Origin of the sequence: Streptomyces sp. S465, assembly GCF_026898115.1 — a bacterium.
Classification (GTDB): domain Bacteria; phylum Actinomycetota; class Actinomycetes; order Streptomycetales; family Streptomycetaceae; genus Streptomyces; species Streptomyces luomodiensis.
This window is the reverse complement of record NZ_CP114036.1, coordinates 5010740-5033087: the sequence shown is the minus strand read 5'-3', so window position 1 is coordinate 5033087 and position 22348 is coordinate 5010740. Positions and strand designations below refer to the sequence as shown.

Below are 22348 nucleotides of genomic sequence, written 5' to 3'. Positions count from 1 at the left end.
CGTGCCGTCGCAATCAGGACGATTGTGACAGTGACATGGCAGCACCACCAGCGGACAACCGTGCTGCTGCGCAGACCGTCGAGGCAGGACTGACCGTCGGCTCACCGGGGTAGTGCACGGGCATGCACAGGAGCCGGGTATACGCCGTTCTGATCGACGCGCCGCGGGACGAGGCCGCGCGGGCCGTCGCCTTCTGGTCGGCGGCGCTCGGCGTCACCGCCCGGCCGCTTCCGGCGGCTCCGCAATACACCAGGCTCCATCAGGCCCTGCCCGGGGTGAACACCGCCGTCCAGGCGGTCGACGACGCACCTCGTATCCACCTGGACATCGAGACCGACGACATCGACGCGGAAACCGCGCGCTTGGTCGCCCTGGGGGCTGAGCAGGTCTCGCAGTGGCAGGAGTGCCGGACGCTCCGCGTGCCCGGTGGCCACCTGGTGTGCGTGCTGCCGGTGGAGAGCGACGCGGAGACCTTCCGGACCCAGGCCAACGTCTGGCCCTGAGCGGTCCCCCTCGTCTGCTTCAGCCGCGCCGCTAGTGGTGTTCCACGTGGCGCAGGTCGGCTTCCAGCGCCACCCGGTCCCAGCGGCCCAGGTCGGCGGTCGCCTCATAGGTGCTGTGCAGGAATTCGCTGAGCGTCCGGTCCGGATCGGCGGCGCCGGCGACCGCCTCGTAGGGCAGCAGGAACTCACCCATCTGCCGCTGGTACGACGCCGCCGCGGGGCGGACCGGGTAGTCGGCGAAGCCGGCCGGCTCGGGATAGGCGTAGGCGTAGAAGCCGCCCTCCTCACCGCCGCCGGGCCAGAACCCGCAGCTGGACAGCTCGAGGGAGTACGCCTCTCGCGTCACCCGGTCCGGCAGGTTGGGCACCCCGCCGGAGGGATGCGTCGGCGCGGGCCGCCCGGAGAAGCGGGTGACGGCCAGGTCCATCGCCCCCCAGAAGAAGTGCACGGGGCTGGCCTTGCCGATGAAAGAGGACCGGAATTCCGCGAACGCCTGGTGTGCCCGCAGCAGCTGGCACCAGAACAGGTACGCGGCGTGCGGATCGTAGGCGGCGTGCCGGTGGTCCTCGGCGAACGGGATCGCCGGGTCCACCTCGTTCGGCCGGGGGTATATCCGGGTGTGGATGCCCAGCTCGCCCAGCGCGTCCATGATCTCGGCGTAGAACCGGGACACCGGCTTGGACTCCAGCGCCAGCTCGCGCCGGCTCCCGTCGCTGACCCGGATGCGCAGCCGGTGGTCCACGAAATCGAACTCGATATCGAACGCCCCGGTCCGGTACGGGATGGCGGAGGTGCTCAGCCCGCGCGGGCTGACGTACAGGGTGACCTGCCACCAGTGGTTGGCCAGTGGTGCGTGGGCCAGCCGGATCTTGCCGACGATCTGGGTCCACATGTGCAGGGTGTCCCGGGTCTCGACCCAGTCCGCCACCCGGAGCCGTGGCCAGCCGCCGGTCCGCTGTGTGTTCTGCTCTGCCATCTCGCCTCCCGCTCGCCTCGCGCGGTCTTCGCCGCTCCGGCAACGCGCAGGCGACGGTTTCCGGCCCGGCCGGGTACCCGTGCGCCCGGCCGGTGAAAACGCCGCTCGCTGAAAACCCCGCCGGTGAAAACCCCGCCGGTGAAGCCATCGACCGCGTCCGGACCAGGGGCGGAGTTGAGGAAGGCCGCCGGTTCGGCGGAGGATGGGCGCCATGGGACGACCGCCGCTCAACCGCCGACTGGCCGCCTTCGGCACCACGATCTTCGCCGAGATGTCCGCCCTCGCCGTGCGCACCGGCGCCATCAACCTGGGCCAGGGCTTCCCGGACACCGACGGCCCCGAGGAGGTGCGCGAGGCCGCGGTCCGCGCGCTGCGGGACGGCCGGGGCAACCAGTACCCGCCCGGCCCCGGCGTGCCCGAGCTGCGCACGGCCGTCACCGAGCACCAGCGGCGCTGGTACGGCCTGGACTTCGACCCCGACACCGAGGTGCTGATCACCGCGGGCGCCACCGAGGCCATCGCGGCGTCGCTGCTGGGGCTGGTGGAGCCGGGCGACGAGGTGATCGCGCTCGAGCCGTACTACGACTCGTACGCGGCCTGTGTCGCCATGGCGGGCGGCGTCCGCGTCCCCGTCACCCTTCGCCCGGACGGCGACACCTTCCGCCTGGACCTGGACGAGCTGCGCGCCGCCGTCACCGACCGCACCCGGCTGATCCTGCTCAACACCCCGCACAACCCCACCGGCACCGTGCTCACCCACGAGGAGCTGGCCGCCGTCGCCGAGCTCGCCGTCGAGCGCGATCTGCTGGTGGTCACCGACGAGGTCTACGAACACCTCGTCTTCGGTACCACGCACACCCCGCTCGTCTCCTTCCCCGGGATGCGCGAGCGGACCGTCACCATCAGCAGCGCGGGCAAGACCTTCTCCTTCACGGGGTGGAAGGTCGGGTGGGTGACCGGCGCTCCCGAGCTGGTCACGGCGGTGCGCTCGGCCAAGCAGTACCTCACCTACGTCTCGGCGGGCCCCTTCCAGTACGCGGTCGCCGAGGCGCTGCGCCTCCCCGACGCCTATTTCCACGGCATCCGCGACGATCTGCTGGCCAAGCGCGATCTGCTGGCCGACGGCCTGACCGACGCGGGCTTCCACGTCTTCCGCCCCTCGGGCACGTACTTCATCACCACCGACATCCGTCCCCTCGGCGAAACCGACGGCTTCGCCTTCTGCCGCTCCCTCCCCGAGCGCTGCGGAGTGGTCGCCGTCCCGAACGCGGTCTTCTACGACCACCGGGACCAGGGCTCGCCCTTCGTCCGGTTCGCCTTCTGCAAGCGCGAGAACGTCCTGACGGAGGCGGTCGGGCGGCTCAAGGGGCTCGCCGCGGGCTGACGCCCCCGTTCCTTCCTCCGAGCAGGACGCCCCGTTCCGCCGGATGGGCCTCCCGGGTCGCGGGCGGCCGCGATCCGGCGGATGGTCGGGGTATCCGCCGAGCCCCCTGGACCGTCCCCTCCCGGGGGCTCGGCGCGCGTCCGTCGTGTGCCCGCACCGGAGGTTCCCGTGTCCGCCGACACCGCCGCGTCCACCTGGGCACCGGAGCCGCCCGGCGGACCGGCCGGGCGGTGGCGGCGGGGCCGGGCGTGGGCATCGCTGAGGCGGATGCGGGCGTCGCTGGGGCGGGCCTGGCTCGCGCTCGCGGTGTACGCGGCCGTACGGCTTGCCGGGGCCGGCTGCCTGGCGCTCTGGGCCTGGCGGACCGGCCGCGATCCGCGCACGCTGCTCGGCCATCAGTGGGACAGCCTGTGGTACGTGAGCATCGCCCGGCACGGGTACGGCACCGTCCACCCCTCCGTCCACTACCCCGGCCGGGTCTTCAGCGATCTCGCCTTCTTCCCGCTCTACCCGGCCCTGATCCGCGCCGTCACCACCGCCCTGCCCCTCACCGCGGTGACCGCCGCGCTCCTGATCGCCTGGGTCGCGTCGGGGCTGGCGGCGTGGGGGATCTACGCGATCGGGGAGCGGCTGCACGGGCGGCGGGTGGGGACGCTGCTGGTCGCGCTGTGGGGACTGCTGCCGCACGCGGTCATCGAGTCCATGGCGTACACCGAGTCGCTGCTGACGGCGCTGGCGGCCTGGTCGCTGTATGCCGTGCTGACCGGCCGGTGGCTGTGGGCCGGGGCGCTCGCCCTGCTCGCCGGGGCCTGCCGGCCCAACGGGATCGCGGTCGCCGCCGCCGTCTGCTGCTGCGCCGCCGCCGGGATCCGGCGGCACCGGGGGCGGGTGTCCTGGCGGGTGTGGGCGGGGGCGGGGCTCGCACCGCTGGGCTGGTTCGGCCATCTCGGCTGGGTGGCGGTCCGGCGCGGCACCTGGCGCGGGTATGTGGACGTCCAGGACGACTGGGGTTCGCGATTCCGCCTCGGACCGGGCAGTCTCCGCTTCGTCCGCCAGCTGCTCACCGGCGACGACCAGCTGATGCGCTCCATGGTGCTGGCGGTGCTCGGCGCCGCGCTGATCTCCCTCGTCCGGTTCGCCGTGTGCCCGCCGCCGCTCGCGCTGGTCGTCTACACCCTCACCCTGGTGGTCATCGCCATCGGCGGCACGAACTATTTCGCCTCCAAGCCGCGCTTCCTGCTGCCCGCCTTCCCGCTGCTGCTCCCGGCGGCGCTGGCGATGGCAAGAGCCCGGCCCCGCACCGTCGTCCTGATGGGCGGTGCGCTGGCCGGGCTCTCCTGTCTCTACGGGACGTATCTGCTGGCCGTGGCCCATGTGGCGCCCTGACGGCGCCGGGCCGCCGCGGCTCAGGCCCCGTCGTCGTCCGGCTTGCCGTCGCCGTCGGACTCGATATCGGCCTCCAGACCGAGCTGTTCGACGAGCCACCGGTCGAACTCGATCGAAGCCCGCACCCAGCTGACCGTGCTGGACACGAAGTGCTCCAGGCTGACGCCGGTGCCGATCAGCATCTGCGCCTCACCGATCAACCGGACCGTGCCGTCGTCATTGGTGTGGCTGTAGACCTTCGGCCACAGCGTGCGGCGGTTCCAGTCGTCGATCGCCTCGAGCAGCCGCGGCTTCTCGTCGATGCCGTGCGGCCGGTCGTAGAACGTGCGGACGGAGAAGACCTGCTGCTCGTCCTCCCCGCGGAACATGAAGTAGGTACGGAACTGCTCCCACGGCGCGGCGAGGTCCCCCTCCTCGTCGACGACGTACTTCAGCTCCATCTGCTCCAGCAGCTGCTTGACCAGATCCTGGTCGGGCAGCACGGGGCCGCTCGGACCCGTCGGTTCGGGCTCGGGCTGACCCCCGAAATTCGGAATCGAGGACGGGTCGATGCTCACCGTGGATTTCCCTTCGTATGGAATACCGCCATCCTCCCTCACACCCGCCCCCGCCGTGCAACCCCCGCCGTACATTGCCCGATCCGGCGGAAACCGATCCCGGAGCGCTACTGCGCCGGGCCGACCAGAAGGCCGTCGCCGGCCCGGTCCACCCGGACCTTGTCGCCGTCCCGGATCTCCCCGGCGAGGATCTCCTTGGCCAGCCGGTCGCCGATCGCGGTCTGGATCAGCCGGCGCAGCGGGCGCGCCCCGTACGCCGGGTCGTTGCCCTCCTGGGCGAGCCATTCCAGCGCGGCCGGGGTGACGTCGAGGGTCAGCCTGCGGTCGGCGAGGCGGCCGGCCAGCCGGGCCACCTGGAGCTCGGCGATCCGGGCCAGCTCCGGCCCGCTGAGCGCGGAGAAGACCACGAGGTCGTCCAGGCGGTTGAGGAACTCCGGCTTGAAGGAGGTCCGCACGGTCTCCAGCACGCTCTGCTTCTTCTCCTCCTCGCCGAGCAGCGGGTCCATCAGGTACTGGCTGCCCAGGTTGGAGGTGAGCACCAGGATGGTGTTGCGGAAGTCCACCGTCCGGCCCTGGCCGTCGGTGAGCCGTCCGTCGTCGAGGACCTGGAGCAGGATGTCGAAGACCTCGGGGTGGGCCTTCTCCACCTCGTCCAGCAGCACCACGCTGTACGGGCGGCGGCGCACCGCCTCGGTCAGCTGGCCGCCCTCCTCGTAGCCGACATAGCCGGGCGGGGCGCCGACCAGCCGGGCCACGCTGTGCTTCTCGCCGTACTCGCTCATGTCGATGCGGACCATGGCCCGCTCGTCGTCGAAGAGGAAGTCGGCGAGCGCCTTGGCCAGCTCGGTCTTGCCGACGCCGGTGGGGCCGAGGAAGAGGAACGAGCCGGTGGGCCGGTCCGGGTCGGCGATGCCCGCCCGGGTCCGGCGCACGGCGTCCGACACGGCCCGTACCGCCTCGGTCTGGCCGATCAGCCGCTTGCCCAGCTCCTCCTCCATGCGCAGTAGCTTCTGGGTTTCGCCCTCCAGCAGCCGGCCCGCGGGGATACCGGTCCAGGAGGCGACCACATCGGCCACGTCGTCCGGGCCGACCTCCTCCTTGACCATCGTGGGGCGGTCCGGCCGGCTCTCCGCCTCCGCCTCGGCCTCCGATGCCGCGGCGAGCTCCCGCTCGACGGCCGGGATCTCCCCGTACAGCAGCTTGGAGGCGGTGTCGAAGTCGCCGTCGCGCTGGGCGCGCTCGGCCTGGCCGCGCAGCTCGTCCAGCTTCTCCTTCAGCTCACCGACGCGGTTGAGGCCCTGCTTCTCCTTCTCCCAGCGGGCGGTGAGCCCGCGCAGCTCCTCCTCCTTGTCGGCGAGGTCGCGGCGCAGCTTCTCCAGCCGCTGCTTGCTGGCCTCGTCGGTCTCCCGGGCGAGGGCCATCTCCTCCATCCGCATCCGGTCCACCGACCGCTGGAGCTCGTCGATCTCCACGGGGGAGGAGTCGATCTCCATCCGGAGCCGGGAGGCCGCCTCGTCGACCAGGTCGATGGCCTTGTCGGGCAGGAAGCGGGAGGTGATGTAGCGGTCGGAGAGGGCCGCGGCGGCCACCAGCGCGCCGTCGGCGATCTGCACCTTGTGGTGGGCCTCGTAGCGGCCCTTGAGCCCGCGCAGGATGGCGACGGTGTCCTCGACGGTCGGCTCGGCGACCAGCACCTGCTGGAAGCGGCGCTCGAGCGCGGCGTCCTTCTCGATCCGCTCGCGGTACTCGTCGAGCGTGGTGGCGCCGACCATGCGCAGCTCACCGCGGGCCAGCATCGGCTTGAGCATGTTGCCCGCGTCCATCGCGGAGTCGCCGCCGGCGCCCGCGCCGACCACCGTGTGCAGCTCGTCGATGAAGGTGATGATCTGGCCGTCGCTGGACTTGATCTCGGCCAGGACGGTCTTCAGCCGCTCCTCGAACTCACCGCGGTACTTCGCGCCCGCGACCATCGCGCCGAGGTCGAGCGCGACCAGGCGCTTGTCGCGCAGGCTCTCGGGGACGTCGCCCTTGACGATCCGCTGGGCGAGCCCCTCGACGACGGCCGTCTTGCCGACGCCCGGGTCGCCGATCAGCACCGGGTTGTTCTTGGTGCGCCGGGAGAGCACCTGCACCACCCGGCGGATCTCCTGGTCCCGGCCGATGACCGGGTCGAGCTTGCCCTCGCGCGCGGCGGCGGTGAAGTCCGTGCCGAACTTCTCCAGGGCCTTGTACGTGCCCTCCGGATCGGGCGTCGTCACCCGCTGTCCACCCCTGACCTTCTCGAACGCGGCGAGCAGCTTCTTGGCGCTCGCCCCCTGCTGGACGAGCAGCTCCCCGGCCTGGCCGCCCTTGGCAGCGACGCCGATGAGGAGGTGCTCGGTGGAGACGTAGTCGTCCCCGAGTTCCCTGGCCCGCTGGGTAGCGTCCGCGACGACGGCCAGCAGATCCCGGCTGGCCTGCGGCGGGGCCACGGTCGAGCCCTGCACGCTGGGCAGGGCGGCGAGCAGCCGCTCGGTGCCGCCGCGCACGAAGGCCGCGTCGGCCTCGACGGCGGCCAGCAGATCCATGACGTTCTCGTTGTCCTGGCCCTCCAGCAGGGCGAGCAGGAGATGCGCGGGCGTCATGTCCGCGTGCCCGGAGGACACCGCCCGGTCGTTGGCGGCGCTCAGCGCCGCCCGGCTCTTGTTGGTCAGCTCGGCATCCACGTCCCTGTGCTCCTCCTCGCTCCGGACTGCATCCTGCCCTACCCAACATCCGTAAAGTTGAGTCTATTCCACTCAACCTCGCTCACGCCACTCCCCTGGCCTTAGGTTCTGGGCCATGCCCATCGACCCCCGCAACCCCGACCCCGAGTACCTCGCCTTCTGGCGCGAACGCCACCTGTGCACCCTGACCACCCCACGCCCCGACGGCACCCCGCACGTCGTCCCGGTCGGCGTCACCTACGACCCCGAGGCGGGACTCGCCCGCGTCATCGCCGGCGGCCACAGCCGTAAGGTCGCCCATGTCCGGGCGGCGGGCGAGGGCGGTGCGCGGGTCGCGGTCTGCCAGCTGGCGGGCAAGCGGTGGGCCACCCTGGAGGGGCTCGCGGTGGTACGCGAGGACCCCGAGCTGATCGCGGACGCCGAACGCCGCTACGCCGAGCGCTACCAGCGCACCCCACGCCCCAACCCCGACCGCGTCCTCATCGAGATCACCCTCACCCGGGCCATGGGCCGGGCGTGAGCGGCTGGGTCCGGTGAGCGGCTGGGGCCTAGTCACACTCCTCGTCGTCCTGGTGCACATGCGTCCAGGGGTGCCGTACCCGCAGCCACACGTCGCGGGCGCGGCGCCCGGCCTCGGTACGGCTCTCGGCCACCGCCGTACGGGCCTCCTCCTCGGTCTCCACCATCGGCCCCGAACCGCGCAGCGGCTTCCCCGCCGTCTCGTACAGGAAGATGGTGGCGACCAGGCCGACCAGACCCGCCACCATCAGGTAGTACGCGGGCACCAGCGCGTTGTGCGTGCTGGCCACCAGCCATGAGGCCAGCAGCGGTGTCGTACCGCCGAACAGCGACACCGAGATGTTGAACGAGATCGACAGCGCACCATAGCGCAGCCGGGTCGGGAACAGCGCCGGAAGCGTGGCGGCGCTGGTCCCCGCGAAGATGACCAGCAGCAGACCGAGCACCAGACAGCCGATGGCGGGCAGCAGGATGCCGCCCGCCTGGATGAGCAGGATCGCCGGAACCGCCAGCACGACCAACCCCACGCTTCCGACCATGAACATCGGCCTGCGCCCCCAGCGGTCGGAGCTGCGCCCGACCACGGTGATGGTCAGCGCGACGACGATCATGGTGCCCAGGACCAGCGTCTGGGCGACCGTTGCCCGCTGGCCGAGCGTGGAGGTCATGTACGTCGGCAGATACGACGTGACCATGTAGTTGGTGACGTTGTAGAGCAGCACCAGGCCCATGCAGATCAGCACCGCCTGCCAGTGCCGGGTGAAGATCTCCTTCAACCGCCCCTTGCCGGACTGGCGCGCCTCCTCGATCGGCTCGGTGCCACCCCGGGCGGCCGCCTCCTCCGCCGCCTCGGCCGCCCGCTCGGCCTCCAGCTGGAAGGCCGGGGTCTCCTCCAGACGCAGCCGCATGTACAGGCCGATCAACCCCAGCGGCCCCGCCACCAGGAACGGCACCCGCCAGCCCCAGGCCACCATCCCGTCCCCGCCGAGGATCGCGGTGAGCACCGTGACCACACCGGAGCCCATCGAGTAGCCGACGAAGGTGCCGAAATCCAGCCAGCTGCCGAGGAAGCCACGGCGCTGATCGGGCGCGAACTCCGCGATGTACGTGGTCGCCCCGGCGTACTCACCGCCGGTGGAGAAGCCCTGGACCACCCGGCACGCCAGCAGCAGCAGCGGCGCGGCGAACCCGACGGCGTCGTAACCGGGCAGCACGCCCACCGCGAAGGTGCCGATCGCCATCATGATCATGGTGGTGGACAGCACCCGCCGGCGCCCGATCCGGTCGCCCAGCGGCCCGAAGACCAGCCCGCCGAGGGGCCGCACCAGGAACGCCACCGCGAAGGTGGCGAAGGTGGAGACCACCTGGGTGGCGGGGTTGTCGGACGGGAAGAAGACCTTGCCGAGGGTGACCGCTACATACGCGTAGACGCCGAAGTCGAACCACTCCATCATGTTGCCGACCGCCGTCGCCGCGACCGCGCGGCGCATCCTCGGCTTGTCGACGACGGTGACGTCCTCGATGGACAGCGGCTCCTTACGGCGGCGCAGCAGCGTCCGGAGCATCCGGTCGGTGCGGGCACTGCCGCGCGGCCGGCCCCCGTGGTAGGGCCCGCGCGGCGGTGTCCGGCCGGAACTCATCTCGTCCCCTGCCGACGGCTACGTACCGCTGAGGAGCGTCGTACGGATCATGCTTGGGCTCCTGACGCCCGGGTGCCGCTGCCTCCCCCGCCTCAGGCCCCGGCCCGACTCGACTTCGCGTACGTCTGCGCCATCTGCCCGGCGACGTCGTACACCACGACCGGCTCATCGCCGACGACCCACGCGTCATGGCCGGGCGACACCACATACACATCGCCGGGCCCCACCTCGGTCTCCGCGCCCTCGGTCGTGCGCAGCCGCATCCGTCCCTGGACCACGATCCCGCTGTGGTGGACCTCGCACAGCTCGGTCCCCACGATCGGCCGCACCGACTCCCGCCAGCGCCATCCGGGCTCGAAGGTGCCCACGGCGAAATCCAGCCCGGTCAGATGCAGGGCTTCGATATGGCCCCCGGGAAAGTCACGCCGCTCATCCGGCTTCTCGATCGTCTTGACCTCCACCATGGCGATACCTCCTCCCATACCTCCATGGTGCGCCCGGGACGCCCCGACGGCGCGCCGCCCGGCCCGGAGGTTCCCGGAGGCTGACCGCGGACACGGTCAGCCTCCTCGGGTCGACAGCCGTCGATCAGCGGTGCGAGGAGTGGTACCGCGCCGCCGCCTCGGCCTTCAGGGCATGGGCCGCGTCCTCCGCCGCCCCACCCGACACGGGGTGAGCCGCCTGCTCCGCCTTGCCCGGCACGGACTGAGCCGCATCCTCCGACCCACCCGACACCGGGTGAGCCGCATCCTCGGCCTTGCCCGGCACACGGTCAGCCGCATCCTCCGACCCACCCGACACCGGGTGAGCCGCCTGCTCCGCCTTGCCCGGCACGGACTGAGCCGCATCCTCCGACCCACCCGACACCGGGTGAGCCGCATCCTCGGCCTTGCCCGGCACACGGTCAGCCGCCTGCTCCGCCTTGTCGGCGTCCTGGGCGGAGTGCGAAGCCGATGTCGCGGCGTGGACCTGCGACTCCGCTGCCAGGAACAGGCTGCCGAAGGTCAGAGCGCTCACCGTGGCGGTCTTGAGCTTGAGGGCCGTCTTGCTCGTCTTACGGGGTCCGGCATGGCGCATGGGTTTTCCTCTGCTGTCGGCCTGTTGGACTGGAACACGGTGAATACGCAGCACGGGGACCCCGCGGCGACACTCGAATCCGGTGATACAGATCACAGCCGCCCGCCGTAGCGCGGCGCGGGCGCCGGTGCGTCTCCCTCGTGCGGGAAATCGGCGGAAGAGGGGCGATGGGTTCGGCGGAAGAGGAATTCGACGAATTCTATGCACGGGCCTATCCCCGGCTCGTCCGGCAGCTCTACGCGCTGACCGGAGATCTCCCCGAGGCTCAGGACGTCGTCCAGGAGGCGTTCATCAGGGCCTGGGACCGGCGGGGGAGATTCGCGGGTGCCCCTTCCCAGGAAGCATGGATCCGGACCACGGCCTGGCGGCTCGCCGTATCCCGGTTCCGCCGTATGCGGCGCGGTCTGCACCTGCTGCAGCGCCATCATGAACACCGGGACGTCGAAGGCCCGTCCCCGGAGCACATCGTCCTCGTGGAGGCGCTCAAAACGCTGCCGAGGAAACAGCGAAACGTGATCGTTCTCTACCATTTGTGCGATCTGAGCGTGGAACAGATCAGTACCGAGACGGGCTGGCCGGCGGGCAGTGTCAGGGCATGGCTGGTTCGTGGGCGGCTGTCGCTCGCGCGCTGCCTTTCCTCCGTGCCGGACAAGGAGGTGGACCATGTCGGATGAACTCCGGGTCCAGGGTTGGCTCGCCGAGAGCCGGGCCAGGCTCGACGAGGTCCGGGTCGAACGGCCCATGCCCGGCCGGGAAGTGCGGCTGCGCGGCGCCAGGCGGCGCAGGCGGCGCGTGCTGTCCGCCACCGCCGCCGCGCTGAGCGCGGCGACCTGTGCGGGAGTGGTCTGCTGGCACGTCCTGAGCGCGGAACGGACGGCGGTGCGGCCCGCCCGCCCCGCGGAGAGCGCCGGCATGACGAGAGTGCGGGAAGAGCTGCGCTCGTACTATTCCGCCCTGCCGGGAACCGTCGCCGCTCAGGGCGAGACCGCCTCGGCCACGAAGCTGTCGCAGCTGCTGGCCACGCACTTCACGTCCGGCGCGCTGCGGCAGGAGGAGGCGGCGGCCCGCACGCCTACGGGGACGGACGGTCCGGCGGCCACCTGTGGGCGGGTGACGGCGCACACCACGTTCACCGTCGGCGACCCTCACCGTACGGGGACGGACACCGCCCGCGTGCGGGTCGTCCGCGACGGTGGACCCGAAGCGATCGACATCGAATTCGACCTCCGGGTCATGAAGATCTCGAAATGGAGCTGCCCGAACGGGTCGTGACCCGCGCCGCCCCGATAAAGCCCGCCCCGGCGAAGAACCCGCCCCGACACAAAACCCGCCCAGACACACAGCAGGCCCGGCGGCCGGAAAACCGGTCGCCGGGCCGCTCGGGCACGCGGTGCGGCGGTTATTCGCCGCGCCTGGGCTTCGGGCGCCACACCACCAGGGCGCTGCTCTGCTGGACGTCCTGGTAGCGGACCAGGTCGCGGCGGTAGGAGGCGTGGACCTGGGCCTCGCGCTGCTGCATGGCCGTGGCGGCGCCCTCGACCGCGGACTGGAGCTCGGCGACGCGGGCCTGGAGGGCCGCGACCTGGTTCTCCAGTTCGATGATCCGCTTGATCCCGGCGAGGTTGATGCCCTCGTCCTGGGAGAGCTGCTGGACCTGGCGGAGCAGCTGGATGTCGCGCGCGGAGTACCGCCGGCCGCGGCCGGCGGTGCGGTCGGGGGAAACCAGGCCGAGGCGGTCGTACTGACGCAGAGTCTGCGGATGCAGTCCGGAGAGCTGGGCGGCCACCGAGATGACGTACACCGGCGAATCCTCGGTCAGCTCATACGGGTTGCGGGGCCGGCCAGCGCCCCTGCCTCCGATTCCTCCTCGGCCGTCCATCTCAAGCTCCCTTCGCGGCCTTGAACAGCTCCTCCCGCGGGTCCTCTCCCGCGGTCGCCTCGCGATACGACTCCAGCGCTTCCCGCGCCGGGTCGCTCAGCTCGTGCGGCACCGTGACCTCGACGGTGACCAGCAGGTCGCCGCGGGTGCCGTCCTTGCGCACCGCGCCCTTGCCCCGGGCGCGCATGGTCCTGCCGTTGGGCGTGCCGGCGGGCAGCTTCAGGGTGACCGGCGGACCGCCCAGGGTGGGGACCTTGATCTCGCCGCCGAGCGCCGCCTCCGGAAGGGTGACGGGCACGGTGACGGTCAGGTTGTCGCCCTTGCGGCCGAAGACCGGATGCGGGTCCACGTGCACGACCACGTACAGATCGCCGGCCGGACCGCCGGTCTCGCCCGGAGCGCCCTTGCCGCGCAGCCGGATCCGCTGGCCATCACTGACGCCCGCGGGAATCCGGACCTGCATGGTGCGGGCGGAACGGGCCCGTCCGCTGCCCTTGCAGGTCTCGCACGGGTTCTGCGCGATCAGCCCGCGGCCCCGGCACTCCACACACGGGTCGGTGAGCGAGAAGCCGCCCCCGCCGCCCCGGGTGACCTGACCGGTGCCGACACAGGTGGGGCAGACGCGCGGGTTGCCGTTCTGGTCGCCGGTGCCCGAGCACACCTTGCACGGGGCCTGGCTGGACATCCGCAGCGGGACCGTGGCCCCCTCGACGGCCTCGGTGAAGCTGAGCGTCACCTCGGACTCGATGTCCTGGCCCCGGCGCGGCTGGGCGCGGGTGGCGCCGCCGCGGCCGAACAGCCCGCCGAAGACATCCCCGAGCCCGCCGCCGAAACCGCCGGCGCCCCCGCTCCCGCCCTGGGCACCGCCGCCGAAGAGGTCGCCCAGGTCGAAGTTGAAGCTGCCGGTGCCGCCCGGCCCGCCCGGCCCGGGGCGGAATCCCCCGTTGCCGAAGAGGGCGCGGGCCTCGTCGTACTCCTTGCGCCGCTTGGGGTCCCCGAGGATGTCATTGGCCTCGGAGATCTCCTTGAACCGCTCCTCCGCCTTGGCGTCGCCCTTGTTGGCGTCCGGGTGGTACTCGCGGGCGAGCTTCCGGTACGCCTTCTTGATCTCCGCCTCGGTGGCGTCCTTGGGGACGCCGAGGACTTTGTAGTAGTCCTTCTCCACGAAGTCCTTGGTGCTCATCCGCGACGTCCCTCCTCTCTCACTGCTCCCGCGGTCACCGTCACGTCAGCCCTCTTCCGGGCCACCGCTCTCCTCGTCCGGCGCCGCGGCCTCGCCTTCGCCGCCCTTGGCGGGGGTGGCACCCGGCTGGGGCTCGGCGACGGCGACCCGCGCCGGGCGGATCGTGCGCTCGCCGATTCGATACCCCGGCTGCAGAATCTGCACGCACGTGGTTTCGGTGACGTCCGGCGCGTAACTGTGCATCAGGGCCTCGTGCACCAGCGGGTCGAAGGGCTCGCCCTCCTTGCCGAACTGCTGGAGGCCCAGCTTCGCCACCACCGTCTCCACCGATTCGCCGACGGACTTGAAGCCGCCGACGAGCTCGCCGTGGTCCCGGGCGCGGCCGATGTCGTCGAGCACGGGCAGCAGCTCGGACAGGAGGCTCGCCAGCGCGATCTCCTTGACCGTCACCCGGTCCCGCTCGACCCGGCGCCGATAGTTCTGGTACTCCGCCTGGAGCCGCTGGAGGTCGGCCGTCCGCTCGTTGAGCGCGCTCCGTGCCTGGTCCAGCTGTGCCTGAAGGGCTACCTGCTCGTTGTCCCCGGCCGGGGCCGCCGGGCCCGCCTTGTCGGCGGACCCGGCGCCCTTCGCCGCGTCGTCGGGGGTCTGCGCGGCCTCGGAGGGGACGTCGGGCTGCTCCTCGAAGCCCGGGGTCTCCTCCGTCACGCGGCACCACCCTTACCCTTGTCGGCCTTGTCGTCGTCGACGATCTCGGCGTCCACCACATCGTCATCGGCCTTGGCCTGGCCCGCGGCGCCGGCGTCACCGGCGGCGGCACCGGCCGCGGCCGCGCCGTCCTGGCTGTTGGCGTACATGGCCTGGCCCAGCTTCTGGCTGACCGCGGCGACCTTCTCGGTCGCGGTGCGGATCTCGGCGGTGTCCTCGCCCTTGAGCTTCTCCTTCAGCTCGGTGAGGGCCTCCTCGACCTCGGTCTTGACCTCGCCCGGGACCTTGTCCTCGTTGTCCTTGAGGAACTTCTCCGTCTGGTAGACCAGCTGCTCGGCCTGGTTGCGGGCCTCGGCGGCCTCGCGGCGCTTGTGGTCCTCCTCCGCGTACTGCTCGGCCTCCCGCATCATGCGGTCGATGTCGTCCTTCGGCAGCGCGGAGCCGCCGGTGACGGTCATCTTCTGCTCCTTGCCGGTGCCGAGGTCCTTCGCGCCGACGTGCATGATGCCGTTGGCGTCGATGTCGAAGGTGACCTCGATCTGCGGCACGCCGCGCGGGGCCGGGGGCAGGCCGGTCAGCTCGAACATGCCGAGCTTCTTGTTGTACGCCGCGATCTCGCGCTCGCCCTGGTAGACCTGGATCTGCACGGACGGCTGGTTGTCCTCGGCCGTGGTGAAGATCTCCGAGCGCTTGGTCGGAATGGTCGTGTTGCGCTCGATCAGCTTGGTCATGATGCCGCCCTTGGTCTCGATGCCCAGGGACAGCGGGGTGACGTCCAGCAGCAGGACGTCCTTGACCTCACCCTTGAGGACACCGGCCTGGAGGGAGGCGCCGATGGCGACGACCTCGTCCGGGTTGACGCCCTTGTTGGCCTCCTTGCCGCCGGTCAGCTCCTTGACGAGCTCGGCGACGGCGGGCATGCGGGTGGAGCCACCGACCAGGACCACGTGGTCGATCTCGGACAGCGAGATGCCCGCGTCCTTGATGACGTTGTGGAACGGGGTCTTGCAGCGCTCCAGCAGGTCGGAGGTGAGCTGCTGGAACTGGGCGCGGGTGAGCTTCTCGTCCAGGTGCAGCGGGCCCTCGGCGGACGCCGTGATGTAGGGCAGGTTGATGCTGGTCTCGGACGAGCTGGAGAGCTCGATCTTCGCCTTCTCAGCGGCCTCGCGCAGCCGCTGGAGGGCCATCTTGTCCTTGGACAGGTCGACGCCGTGGCCGCTGTTGAACTGCTTGACCAGGTAGTCGACGACGCGCTGGTCCCAGTCGTCACCACCGAGGTGGTTGTCACCGTTGGTGGCCTTGACCTCCACCACGCCGTCGCCGATCTCGAGGAGCGAGACGTCGAAGGTGCCACCACCGAGGTCGAAGACCAGGATGGTCTGGTCGTCCTTCTCCAGCCCGTAGGCGAGCGCGGCGGCAGTAGGCTCGTTGACGATGCGCAGGACGTTGAGGCCCGCGATCTCACCGGCCTCCTTGGTCGCCTGGCGCTCGGAGTCGTTGAAGTACGCCGGGACGGTGATGACCGCGTCCGTGACCTTCTCACCCAGGTACGACTCGGCGTCGCGCTTCAGCTTCTGCAGGATGAAGGCGCTGATCTGCTGGGGGTTGAAGTCCTTGCCGTCGAGGTTGATCTTCCAGTCGGTGCCCATGTGGCGCTTGACCGACCGGATGGTGCGGTCCACGTTCGTGACCGCCTGGCGCTTGGCGACCTCGCCGACCAGCACCTCGCCGTTCTTCGCGAACGCCACAACGGACGGCGTGGTCCTGGCGCCCTCGGCGTTGGTGATGACGGTGGGCTCACCGCCTTCGAGAACACTGACGACGGAGTTCGTCGTACCCAGGTCGATGCCGACCGCACGTGCCATTTCGCAATCCTCCAGCTACAGCATTGAGTGGAACAGGCTCAAGGGTGCATGACCGGCTCGCCGCTGTCAACAGACCTGAGTCGCAGCGGCTCAACTTTTATATGAGACTTATACCCAAGAGGAGGTGGAAGAGGTGGAGGAGGGGCCATGTGAGCGACACAGATCACCGGCTCGTCGACTACATGGGTGACCGTCCGGGCGGGTAATCTCGGTCAAGCCACATTAAGTTACTGCTTAGTAATAGTTCTGCTCAGCAATCCAGCTCGCAGGTTCGAGGAGCCCCCTATGCAACTCGCCGCGATCATCGTGTCGCTGGTCCTCACCGCGGTCGGCGTTGCCCTGCTCGGCCGGGCCGTCGCGCAGTTCGTGCGCTTCTTCAAACTGGGCGCGCCGGTCCCGGCGGGGGCCAGGACCGACAACCCCTGGCAGCGCAGCGTGACCCTGGTGCGGGAATTCCTCGCGCACACCCGCATGAACAAGTGGGGCGTCATCGGCGTCGCCCACTGGTTCGTGGCGATCGGCTTCCTGACCCTGCCACCGACCATCATCAACGCCTACGGCCAGCTCTTCCAGGCCGACTGGACGCTGCCCATCCTCGGCGGCTTCCTCCCCTACGAGCTGTACATCGAGTTCATCGGCACGATGACCACCCTCGGCATCCTGACGCTGATGGTGATCCGGCTGCTGAACCTGCCCAGCCGGGCCGGCCGCAAGTCGCGGTTCGCGGGCTCCACCGCCTGGCAGGCGTACTTCGTCGAGTACGTCATCCTCATCATCGGCATCGCGATCATGGCGCTGCGCGGCACGGAGGGCGCGCTGCACCACGTCGACTCCTACGAGCCCGCGTACTTCGCCTCGTACCCGCTGGTCCAGCTCTTCAGCGGGCTCGGCGTCGACACCGTGCAGAACCTGACCTACCTGTTCGCGATGGTCAAGCTCGGCACGACCATGATCTGGATGATCACGGTCAGCACCAACCTCGACATGAGCATCGCCTGGCACCGCTTCCTCGCCTTCCCCAACATCTGGTTCAAGCGCAACGCGGACGGCGAGGTCGCGCTCGGCGCCCTCCAGCCGATGGTGAGCGACGGCAAGCCGATCGACTTCGAGGACCCGGGCGAGGACGACCAGTTCGGCGTCTCGCAGATCGAGCACTTCTCCTGGAAGGGCATCCTCGACTTCTCCACCTGCACCGAATGCGGCCGCTGCCAGTCGCAGTGCCCCGCCTGGAACACCGGCAAGCCGCTCTCCCCGAAGCTGCTGATCATGGCGCTGCGCGACCACAGCCACGCCAAGGCCCCCTACCTGCTGGCCGGCGGCGGCAAGACGATGGAGGGCGAGGAGAAGGCGAGCGAGGAGCAGCTGGCCCAGGTGCCCGCGGCGGCGCTGGCCGAGGCCGAGCGGCCGCTGATCGGCACCCTCGAGGCCGCGTCTGACAGCGGCTTCGCCGCGGGCGGCGTCATCGACCCGGACGTGCTGTGGTCCTGCACCACCTGCGGCGCCTGCGTGGAGCAGTGCCCGGTGGACATCGAGCACGTCGACCACATCGTGGACATGCGCCGCTACCAGGTGATGATCGAGTCCAGCTTCCCCTCGGAAGCGGGCACGATGCTGAAGAACCTGGAGAAGAAGGGCAACCCCTGGGGCCTGGCCAAGAAGCAGCGGCTGGCATGGACCAAGGAAGTCGACTTCGAGGTGCCGGTCGTCGGCAAGGACATCGAGGACCTCACCGAGGTCGACTACCTGTACTGGGTCGGCTGCGCGGGCGCCCTGGAGGACCGGGCCAAGAAGACCACCAAGGCCTTCGCGGAGCTGCTGCACATCGCCGGCGTCAAGTTCGCGATCATGGGCGGCGACGAGGCGTGCACCGGTGACTCCGCCCGCCGCCTGGGCAACGAGTTCCTCTTCCAGCAGCTCGGCCAGCAGAACGTCGAGATGCTGAACATGGCCTTCGGTGAGGATGCTGACGAGGGCGTCGTCGTCGAGAAGGCCAAGAAGAAGATCGTCGCGACCTGCCCGCACTGCTTCAACACGATCGCCAACGAGTACCCGCAGCTGGGCGGCGAGTACGAGGTCATCCACCACACCCAGCTGCTCCAGCACCTCATCGACGAGGGCAAGCTGATCCCGGTCACCCCGGTCGAGGGCCTGATCACCTACCACGACCCCTGCTACCTGGGCCGCCACAACAAGGTCTACACACCCCCGCGCGAGATCATCGCCAAGGTGCCGGGACTGCGGAACGAGGAGATGCACCGCCACAAGGAGCGCGGCTTCTGCTGCGGCGCGGGCGGCGCCCGGATGTGGATGGAGGAGCGGATCGGCAAGCGCATCAACGACGAGCGCGTCGACGAGGCCCTCTCCCTCAACCCGGACATCGTCTCCACCGCCTGCCCGTTCTGCCTGGTCATGCTCACCGACTCCGTCAACGGCAAGAAGAACGACGGGAAGGCGAAGGAAGAGCTCCAGGTCGTGGACGTGGCACAGCTGCTCCTCGACTCGGTGAAGACCCCGGCCGAACCGGAGGACGGCGGCCAGACCGCCGAGGAGCCGGAGCCGGCCCCGGTGAAGTAGTCGCCTGACGCGGCGCGCCACGCGCCACACGCCGAAGCCCGCCCACGGGACGTCCGTGGGCGGGCTTCACGCTTGTCGGCGGCCCGGAACCGCACGCTTGTCGACGGCCCGCTCTCCCGCAGGCCGTCCCTCACGTCCGCGGCTTGCCGTTCCTCGTCAGCGGCAGCGCCTGCTCAGTCCAGATCACCTTGCCGTCCGAGGTGTAGCGGGTGCCCCAGCGGTCGGCGAACTGCGAGACCAGGAAGAGCCCCCGGCCGCCCTCGTCCGTCGTCCCCGCGTACCGCAGATGCGGGGAGGTGCTGCTGGTGTCGAAGACCTCGCAGATCAGGCTGCGGTCGCAGAGCAGCCGGACCCGGATCGGGCCGGTCGCGTAGCGGATGGCGTTGGTGATCAGCTCGCTGAGGATGAGCTCGGTCGTGAACGCGACATCGCCCAGATCCCACTCCGCCAGCTTCCGGGCCACCGCGGCGCGCACCCCGGCGACCTGCTTCGGATCGGACGGCACCTCCCAGTCGGCGGTCAGACCGGGCTCCAGCACCCTCGTACGGGCCACGATCAGCGCGATGTCGTCACTCGGGCGGTCGGGCAGCAGCGCGTCCAGCACCGCCGTACAGGCGTCCTCGGGCGTCCGGCCGGGGTGGGACCCGGGGTGGGACAGGGCATCGCGCAGCAGCTCCAGACCGGTCTCGATGTCCCGGTCGCGCTTCTCGATCAGCCCGTCCGTGTAGAGCACCACCTGGCTGCCCTCGGGCAGCTCCAGCTCCGCCGTCTCGAACGGCAGCCCGCCCAGGCCCAGCGGCGGTCCGGCGGGCAGCTCGAGGAACTCCACGGTGCCGTCCGGCCGGACCAGCGCGGGTGGCGGATGACCGGCCCGCGCCATGGTGCAGCACCGGGTGACGGGGTCGTAGATCGCGTACAGACAGGTGGCCCCGGTGATCCCCTCACCGACGCCGCCGCCGTCGCCGTCGAGTCCGCCGGGGCTCTCGTCCTGGTCGATGCGGGCGATCAGATCGTCGAGGTGGGAGAGGATCTCGTCCGGCGGGAGATCGAGGGTCGAGAAGTTGTGCACCGCCGTGCGCAGCCGTCCCATCGTCGCCGCCGCGTGCAGACCGTGCCCGACGACGTCGCCCACCACCAGCGCCACCCGCGCCCCCGGCAACGGGATCACATCGAACCAGTCGCCCCCGACGCCGGACTCGGCCGGCAGATAGCGGTACGCCACATCCAGCGCGTTCTGCTCGGGCAGCACCCGGGGCAGCAGGCTGCGCTGGAGCGTCACCGCCATGGTGTGCTCGCGGGTGTAGCGGCGGGCGTTGTCGATGCTGACGGCGGCGCGGGTGACCAGCTCCTCGGCCAGGGAGATGTCGTCCTCCTCGAAGGGCTCCGGCTTCTCCGCCCGCATGAAACTGGCCACGCCCAGCACGACGCCACGAGCCCGCAGCGGGACCGTGATCATCGAGTGGATGCCGTAGTCGACGATCCGCCGGGCGTGCTCGGGGTCCTGCTCCTGCCAGCCGCCGAAGTCGCTCAGGACCGGCTCGACCGTCACCGCCCCACTGCGGAAACCCCGGGCCTGAGGCGCGCTCGGGCCGAACTCGATCAGCATGCCGAGGGGGTAGAGCGGGCCGTCGTCGCGGATACCGCTGAGGGCCGTACGGCGCAGCACGGTGCGGCGGCCGTCGGCGGTCGGCACGGCGCCCGGCGGGCCCGCGCCGGGGGCACCGGGGCCGGCCACGCCATCCGGACCCGCCACGCCGTCCGGGGGCTCCCCGCCGCGCAGCACCGAGTCCGCGAGGTCCACCGAGACGTAGTCGGCGAACCGGGCCACCGCGTACTCCGCCAGCTCCTGGGCGGTGCGCACCACGTCCAGGGTGGTGCCGATGGAGACACCCGCGTCGTACAGCAGCTTGAGCCGGTTGCGGGCGAGGTCGACCTTGCCGGACAGCGCCCGCAGCTCGGTGGTGTCGCGCAGCGTGGCGACGCTGCCGGGCGGCCCGCCGTCGCGGTCGGTGGGGCGGTGGCTGACCGACAGCAGCCGCTCGCCCGCCGTGTGGACCTCGTCGGTGGCGGGGCGCCCGGACGCCAGCAGCGCGGCGGTGTGCGGATCGAAGCCCAGCTCGGACACCAGCCGCCCCTCGGCGTCCGGCGGCAGGTCGAAGAGCCGGCGCGCCTCGTCGTTGGCGAGCACCAGCCGGCCGTCGCCGCCGACGATCAGCACGCCCTCGCGCACCGAGTGCAGCACCGCGTCATGGTGCTCGTACATCCGCGTCATCTCGGCCGGGTCCAGCCCGTGGGTCTGGCGCCGCAGCCGCCTGCTGACCAGCGCCGTACCCGCCGTCGCGAGCGCGAGCGCGAGCGCGGCGGCGCCGAACAACAGCGGCAGCTGACGGTCGGCCGCACCGCTCACCTTCTTGATCGTGACACCGGCCGCGACCAGGCCGACGACCTTCCCCTGGCCGTCCTTGACGGGCACCACGGCCCGCACCGACAGGCCGAGCGTGCCGGTGAACGTCTCGGTGAACGTCCGGCCCTCCGCCGCCGGGCGGATGGTGCCCATGAAGTGCTTGCCGATCCGGTCGGGGTTGGGGTGGGTGTAGCGGATCCCCCGCGGCGACATGGCCACGACGAAGTCGACCCCGGAACCCTCGCGGGCCCGCTCGGCGAGTGGCTGGAGCGCGGCGGTCGGCTGGGGGCCGCGCATCGCGCTCACCATGCCGGGCGCGTTCGCGAAGCTCTCGGCGACGGCCATGGAGCGGTTACGGGCCTCCCGCTCGCTGTCGTAGCGGGACTGGAGGACGAGCGCCGCCACAGCGGCGACGACCAACAGCAGCACCACCCCGACCTGGAGGACGAAGACCTGGCCGGCCACGGTGCGCACCCAGCGCGCCTGGCCCCGCCGCCCCTGGCGGCCCCGGCGGCGCCAGCCCCGCCCGTAGCCACCACGGCCGTGGGCGGGGCGGTGGGCGTAGCCGGAGTCGTGGGCGGGGCCGGGGCCGTGGGTGTAGCCGGTCCGGCCGGTGTGCGTGGAGGACCGCTCATGCGGGTCCCACGGGCCGGACTGATCAGGCAGACCAGCTGGACCGAACTGATCGGGTGGGCCGAGCTGATCGGCTTGCCCACCTTGATCGGGTTGATCTCGCGGGTCCAGCCGGTCTCGTGGGTCCAGCTGATCTCGCTGGTCTCGCTCGTCCTGCTGTACGCGCCGCCCGCGTCGTTCCCACGCCGAGCGGGGCCCCTCACGCCGACCGCCTGGGCGCCCATCGGTCATCGTGCGGGCCGGCGGAACCCAAGGTCGACCGAAAAGTCCGGCCATGTCGTTATTTCTAGCACCCTTGTTCAGCGGCGAGCGAGCGGCATCCGCCGCCGCCGGCCGGCCACTCCCGTCCGACATCGCG

General features: G+C 71.0%; 18 protein-coding genes. 7 read left to right on the top strand and 11 right to left on the bottom strand.

The genetic code is table 11. The features are described 5' to 3' along the window. Positions 1-122 precede the first annotated feature (122 nt). The gene (locus N6H00_RS21250; RefSeq protein WP_268973395.1) at positions 123-503 is read left to right on the top strand and encodes a VOC family protein; all 381 of its coding nucleotides are present in this window, start codon (positions 123-125) and stop codon (positions 501-503) included. Between the two features lie 31 nt (positions 504-534). Here the strand turns inward: N6H00_RS21250 and N6H00_RS21245 are convergent, their stop codons facing one another. Next, positions 535-1479, bottom strand: a complete 945-nt coding sequence (locus N6H00_RS21245) for a DUF5996 family protein (protein WP_268973394.1) — start codon at positions 1477-1479, stop codon at positions 535-537. Positions 1480-1681: 202 nt separating this feature from the next. Between N6H00_RS21245 and N6H00_RS21240 the strand changes: the two genes are divergently transcribed. After that, a complete protein-coding gene (locus N6H00_RS21240) occupies positions 1682-2863 on the top strand; it encodes a pyridoxal phosphate-dependent aminotransferase (protein ID WP_268973393.1) in 1182 nt (393 codons plus the stop codon). Between the two features lie 168 nt (positions 2864-3031). Continuing rightward, positions 3032-4249 carry a hypothetical protein gene (locus N6H00_RS21235; protein ID WP_268973392.1) on the top strand — a complete coding sequence of 406 codons (1218 nt, stop codon included), beginning with the start codon at positions 3032-3034 and terminating at the stop codon, positions 4247-4249. A gap of 20 nt (positions 4250-4269) precedes the next feature. Here N6H00_RS21235 and N6H00_RS21230 read toward each other — a convergent pair whose 3' ends face one another. Next, a complete protein-coding gene (locus tag N6H00_RS21230) occupies positions 4270-4806 on the bottom strand; it encodes a YbjN domain-containing protein (protein ID WP_268973391.1) in 537 nt (178 codons plus the stop codon). A 107-nt stretch (positions 4807-4913) separates the two neighbouring features. Continuing rightward, the gene (gene clpB / locus N6H00_RS21225; RefSeq protein ID WP_268973390.1) at positions 4914-7511 is read right to left on the bottom strand and encodes an ATP-dependent chaperone ClpB; all 2598 of its coding nucleotides are present in this window, start codon (positions 7509-7511) and stop codon (positions 4914-4916) included. A gap of 115 nt (positions 7512-7626) precedes the next feature. Between clpB and N6H00_RS21220 the strand changes: the two genes are divergently transcribed. Further along, complete coding sequence (locus N6H00_RS21220) at positions 7627-8031, top strand: pyridoxamine 5'-phosphate oxidase family protein (RefSeq protein ID WP_268973389.1); 405 nt, start codon at positions 7627-7629, stop codon at positions 8029-8031. Between the two features lie 28 nt (positions 8032-8059). On the opposite strand, the gene proP is transcribed toward N6H00_RS21220, so the two are convergent. From proP to N6H00_RS21205, 3 genes are all read right to left on the bottom strand, one after another. Continuing rightward, complete coding sequence (gene proP / locus N6H00_RS21215; RefSeq protein ID WP_268977060.1) at positions 8060-9595, bottom strand: glycine betaine/L-proline transporter ProP; 1536 nt, start codon at positions 9593-9595, stop codon at positions 8060-8062. 167 nt (positions 9596-9762) lie between these two features. Next, positions 9763-10134 (bottom strand): cupin domain-containing protein, encoded by a 372-nt coding sequence (locus N6H00_RS21210; RefSeq protein WP_268977059.1) that lies wholly within the window; start codon positions 10132-10134, stop codon positions 9763-9765. A gap of 124 nt (positions 10135-10258) precedes the next feature. Continuing rightward, a complete protein-coding gene (locus N6H00_RS21205) occupies positions 10259-10747 on the bottom strand; it encodes a hypothetical protein (RefSeq protein ID WP_268973387.1) in 489 nt (162 codons plus the stop codon). A gap of 167 nt (positions 10748-10914) precedes the next feature. Here N6H00_RS21205 and N6H00_RS21200 point away from each other — a divergent pair, with 167 nt between their 5' ends. Then, positions 10915-11421 carry a SigE family RNA polymerase sigma factor gene (locus N6H00_RS21200; RefSeq protein ID WP_268973385.1) on the top strand — a complete coding sequence of 169 codons (507 nt, stop codon included), beginning with the start codon at positions 10915-10917 and terminating at the stop codon, positions 11419-11421. Continuing rightward, the gene (locus N6H00_RS21195) at positions 11411-12019 is read left to right on the top strand and encodes a hypothetical protein (protein ID WP_268973383.1); all 609 of its coding nucleotides are present in this window, start codon (positions 11411-11413) and stop codon (positions 12017-12019) included. The genes N6H00_RS21200 and N6H00_RS21195 overlap by 11 nt, the downstream gene beginning before the upstream one ends. 127 nt (positions 12020-12146) lie before the next feature. Here the strand turns inward: N6H00_RS21195 and N6H00_RS21190 are convergent, their stop codons facing one another. From N6H00_RS21190 to dnaK, 4 genes are read right to left on the bottom strand one after another with little or no spacing between them, the layout of a single operon-like run. Next, positions 12147-12626 carry a heat shock protein transcriptional repressor HspR gene (locus N6H00_RS21190; RefSeq protein WP_268973382.1) on the bottom strand — a complete coding sequence of 160 codons (480 nt, stop codon included), beginning with the start codon at positions 12624-12626 and terminating at the stop codon, positions 12147-12149. A gap of 1 nt (position 12627) precedes the next feature. Further along, positions 12628-13809, bottom strand: coding sequence for a molecular chaperone DnaJ (dnaJ, locus tag N6H00_RS21185; RefSeq protein WP_268973381.1), 1182 nt, complete (start codon positions 13807-13809; stop codon positions 12628-12630). A 45-nt stretch (positions 13810-13854) separates the two neighbouring features. Continuing rightward, positions 13855-14514, bottom strand: coding sequence for a nucleotide exchange factor GrpE (gene grpE / locus N6H00_RS21180; protein ID WP_268973380.1), 660 nt, complete (start codon positions 14512-14514; stop codon positions 13855-13857). Beyond that, positions 14511-16379 (bottom strand): molecular chaperone DnaK, encoded by a 1869-nt coding sequence (gene dnaK / locus N6H00_RS21175; RefSeq protein ID WP_268973379.1) that lies wholly within the window; start codon positions 16377-16379, stop codon positions 14511-14513. Before dnaK ends, grpE begins: the two co-directional genes overlap by 4 nt. 285 nt (positions 16380-16664) lie before the next feature. On the opposite strand from dnaK, the gene N6H00_RS21170 reads away from it, so the two are divergent. Beyond that, complete coding sequence (locus N6H00_RS21170; RefSeq protein WP_268973378.1) at positions 16665-18953, top strand: (Fe-S)-binding protein; 2289 nt, start codon at positions 16665-16667, stop codon at positions 18951-18953. A 130-nt stretch (positions 18954-19083) separates the two neighbouring features. Here N6H00_RS21170 and N6H00_RS21165 read toward each other — a convergent pair whose 3' ends face one another. Further along, a complete protein-coding gene (locus N6H00_RS21165; protein ID WP_443072999.1) occupies positions 19084-21831 on the bottom strand; it encodes a SpoIIE family protein phosphatase in 2748 nt (915 codons plus the stop codon). Between the last annotated feature and the right edge of the window lie 517 nt (positions 21832-22348).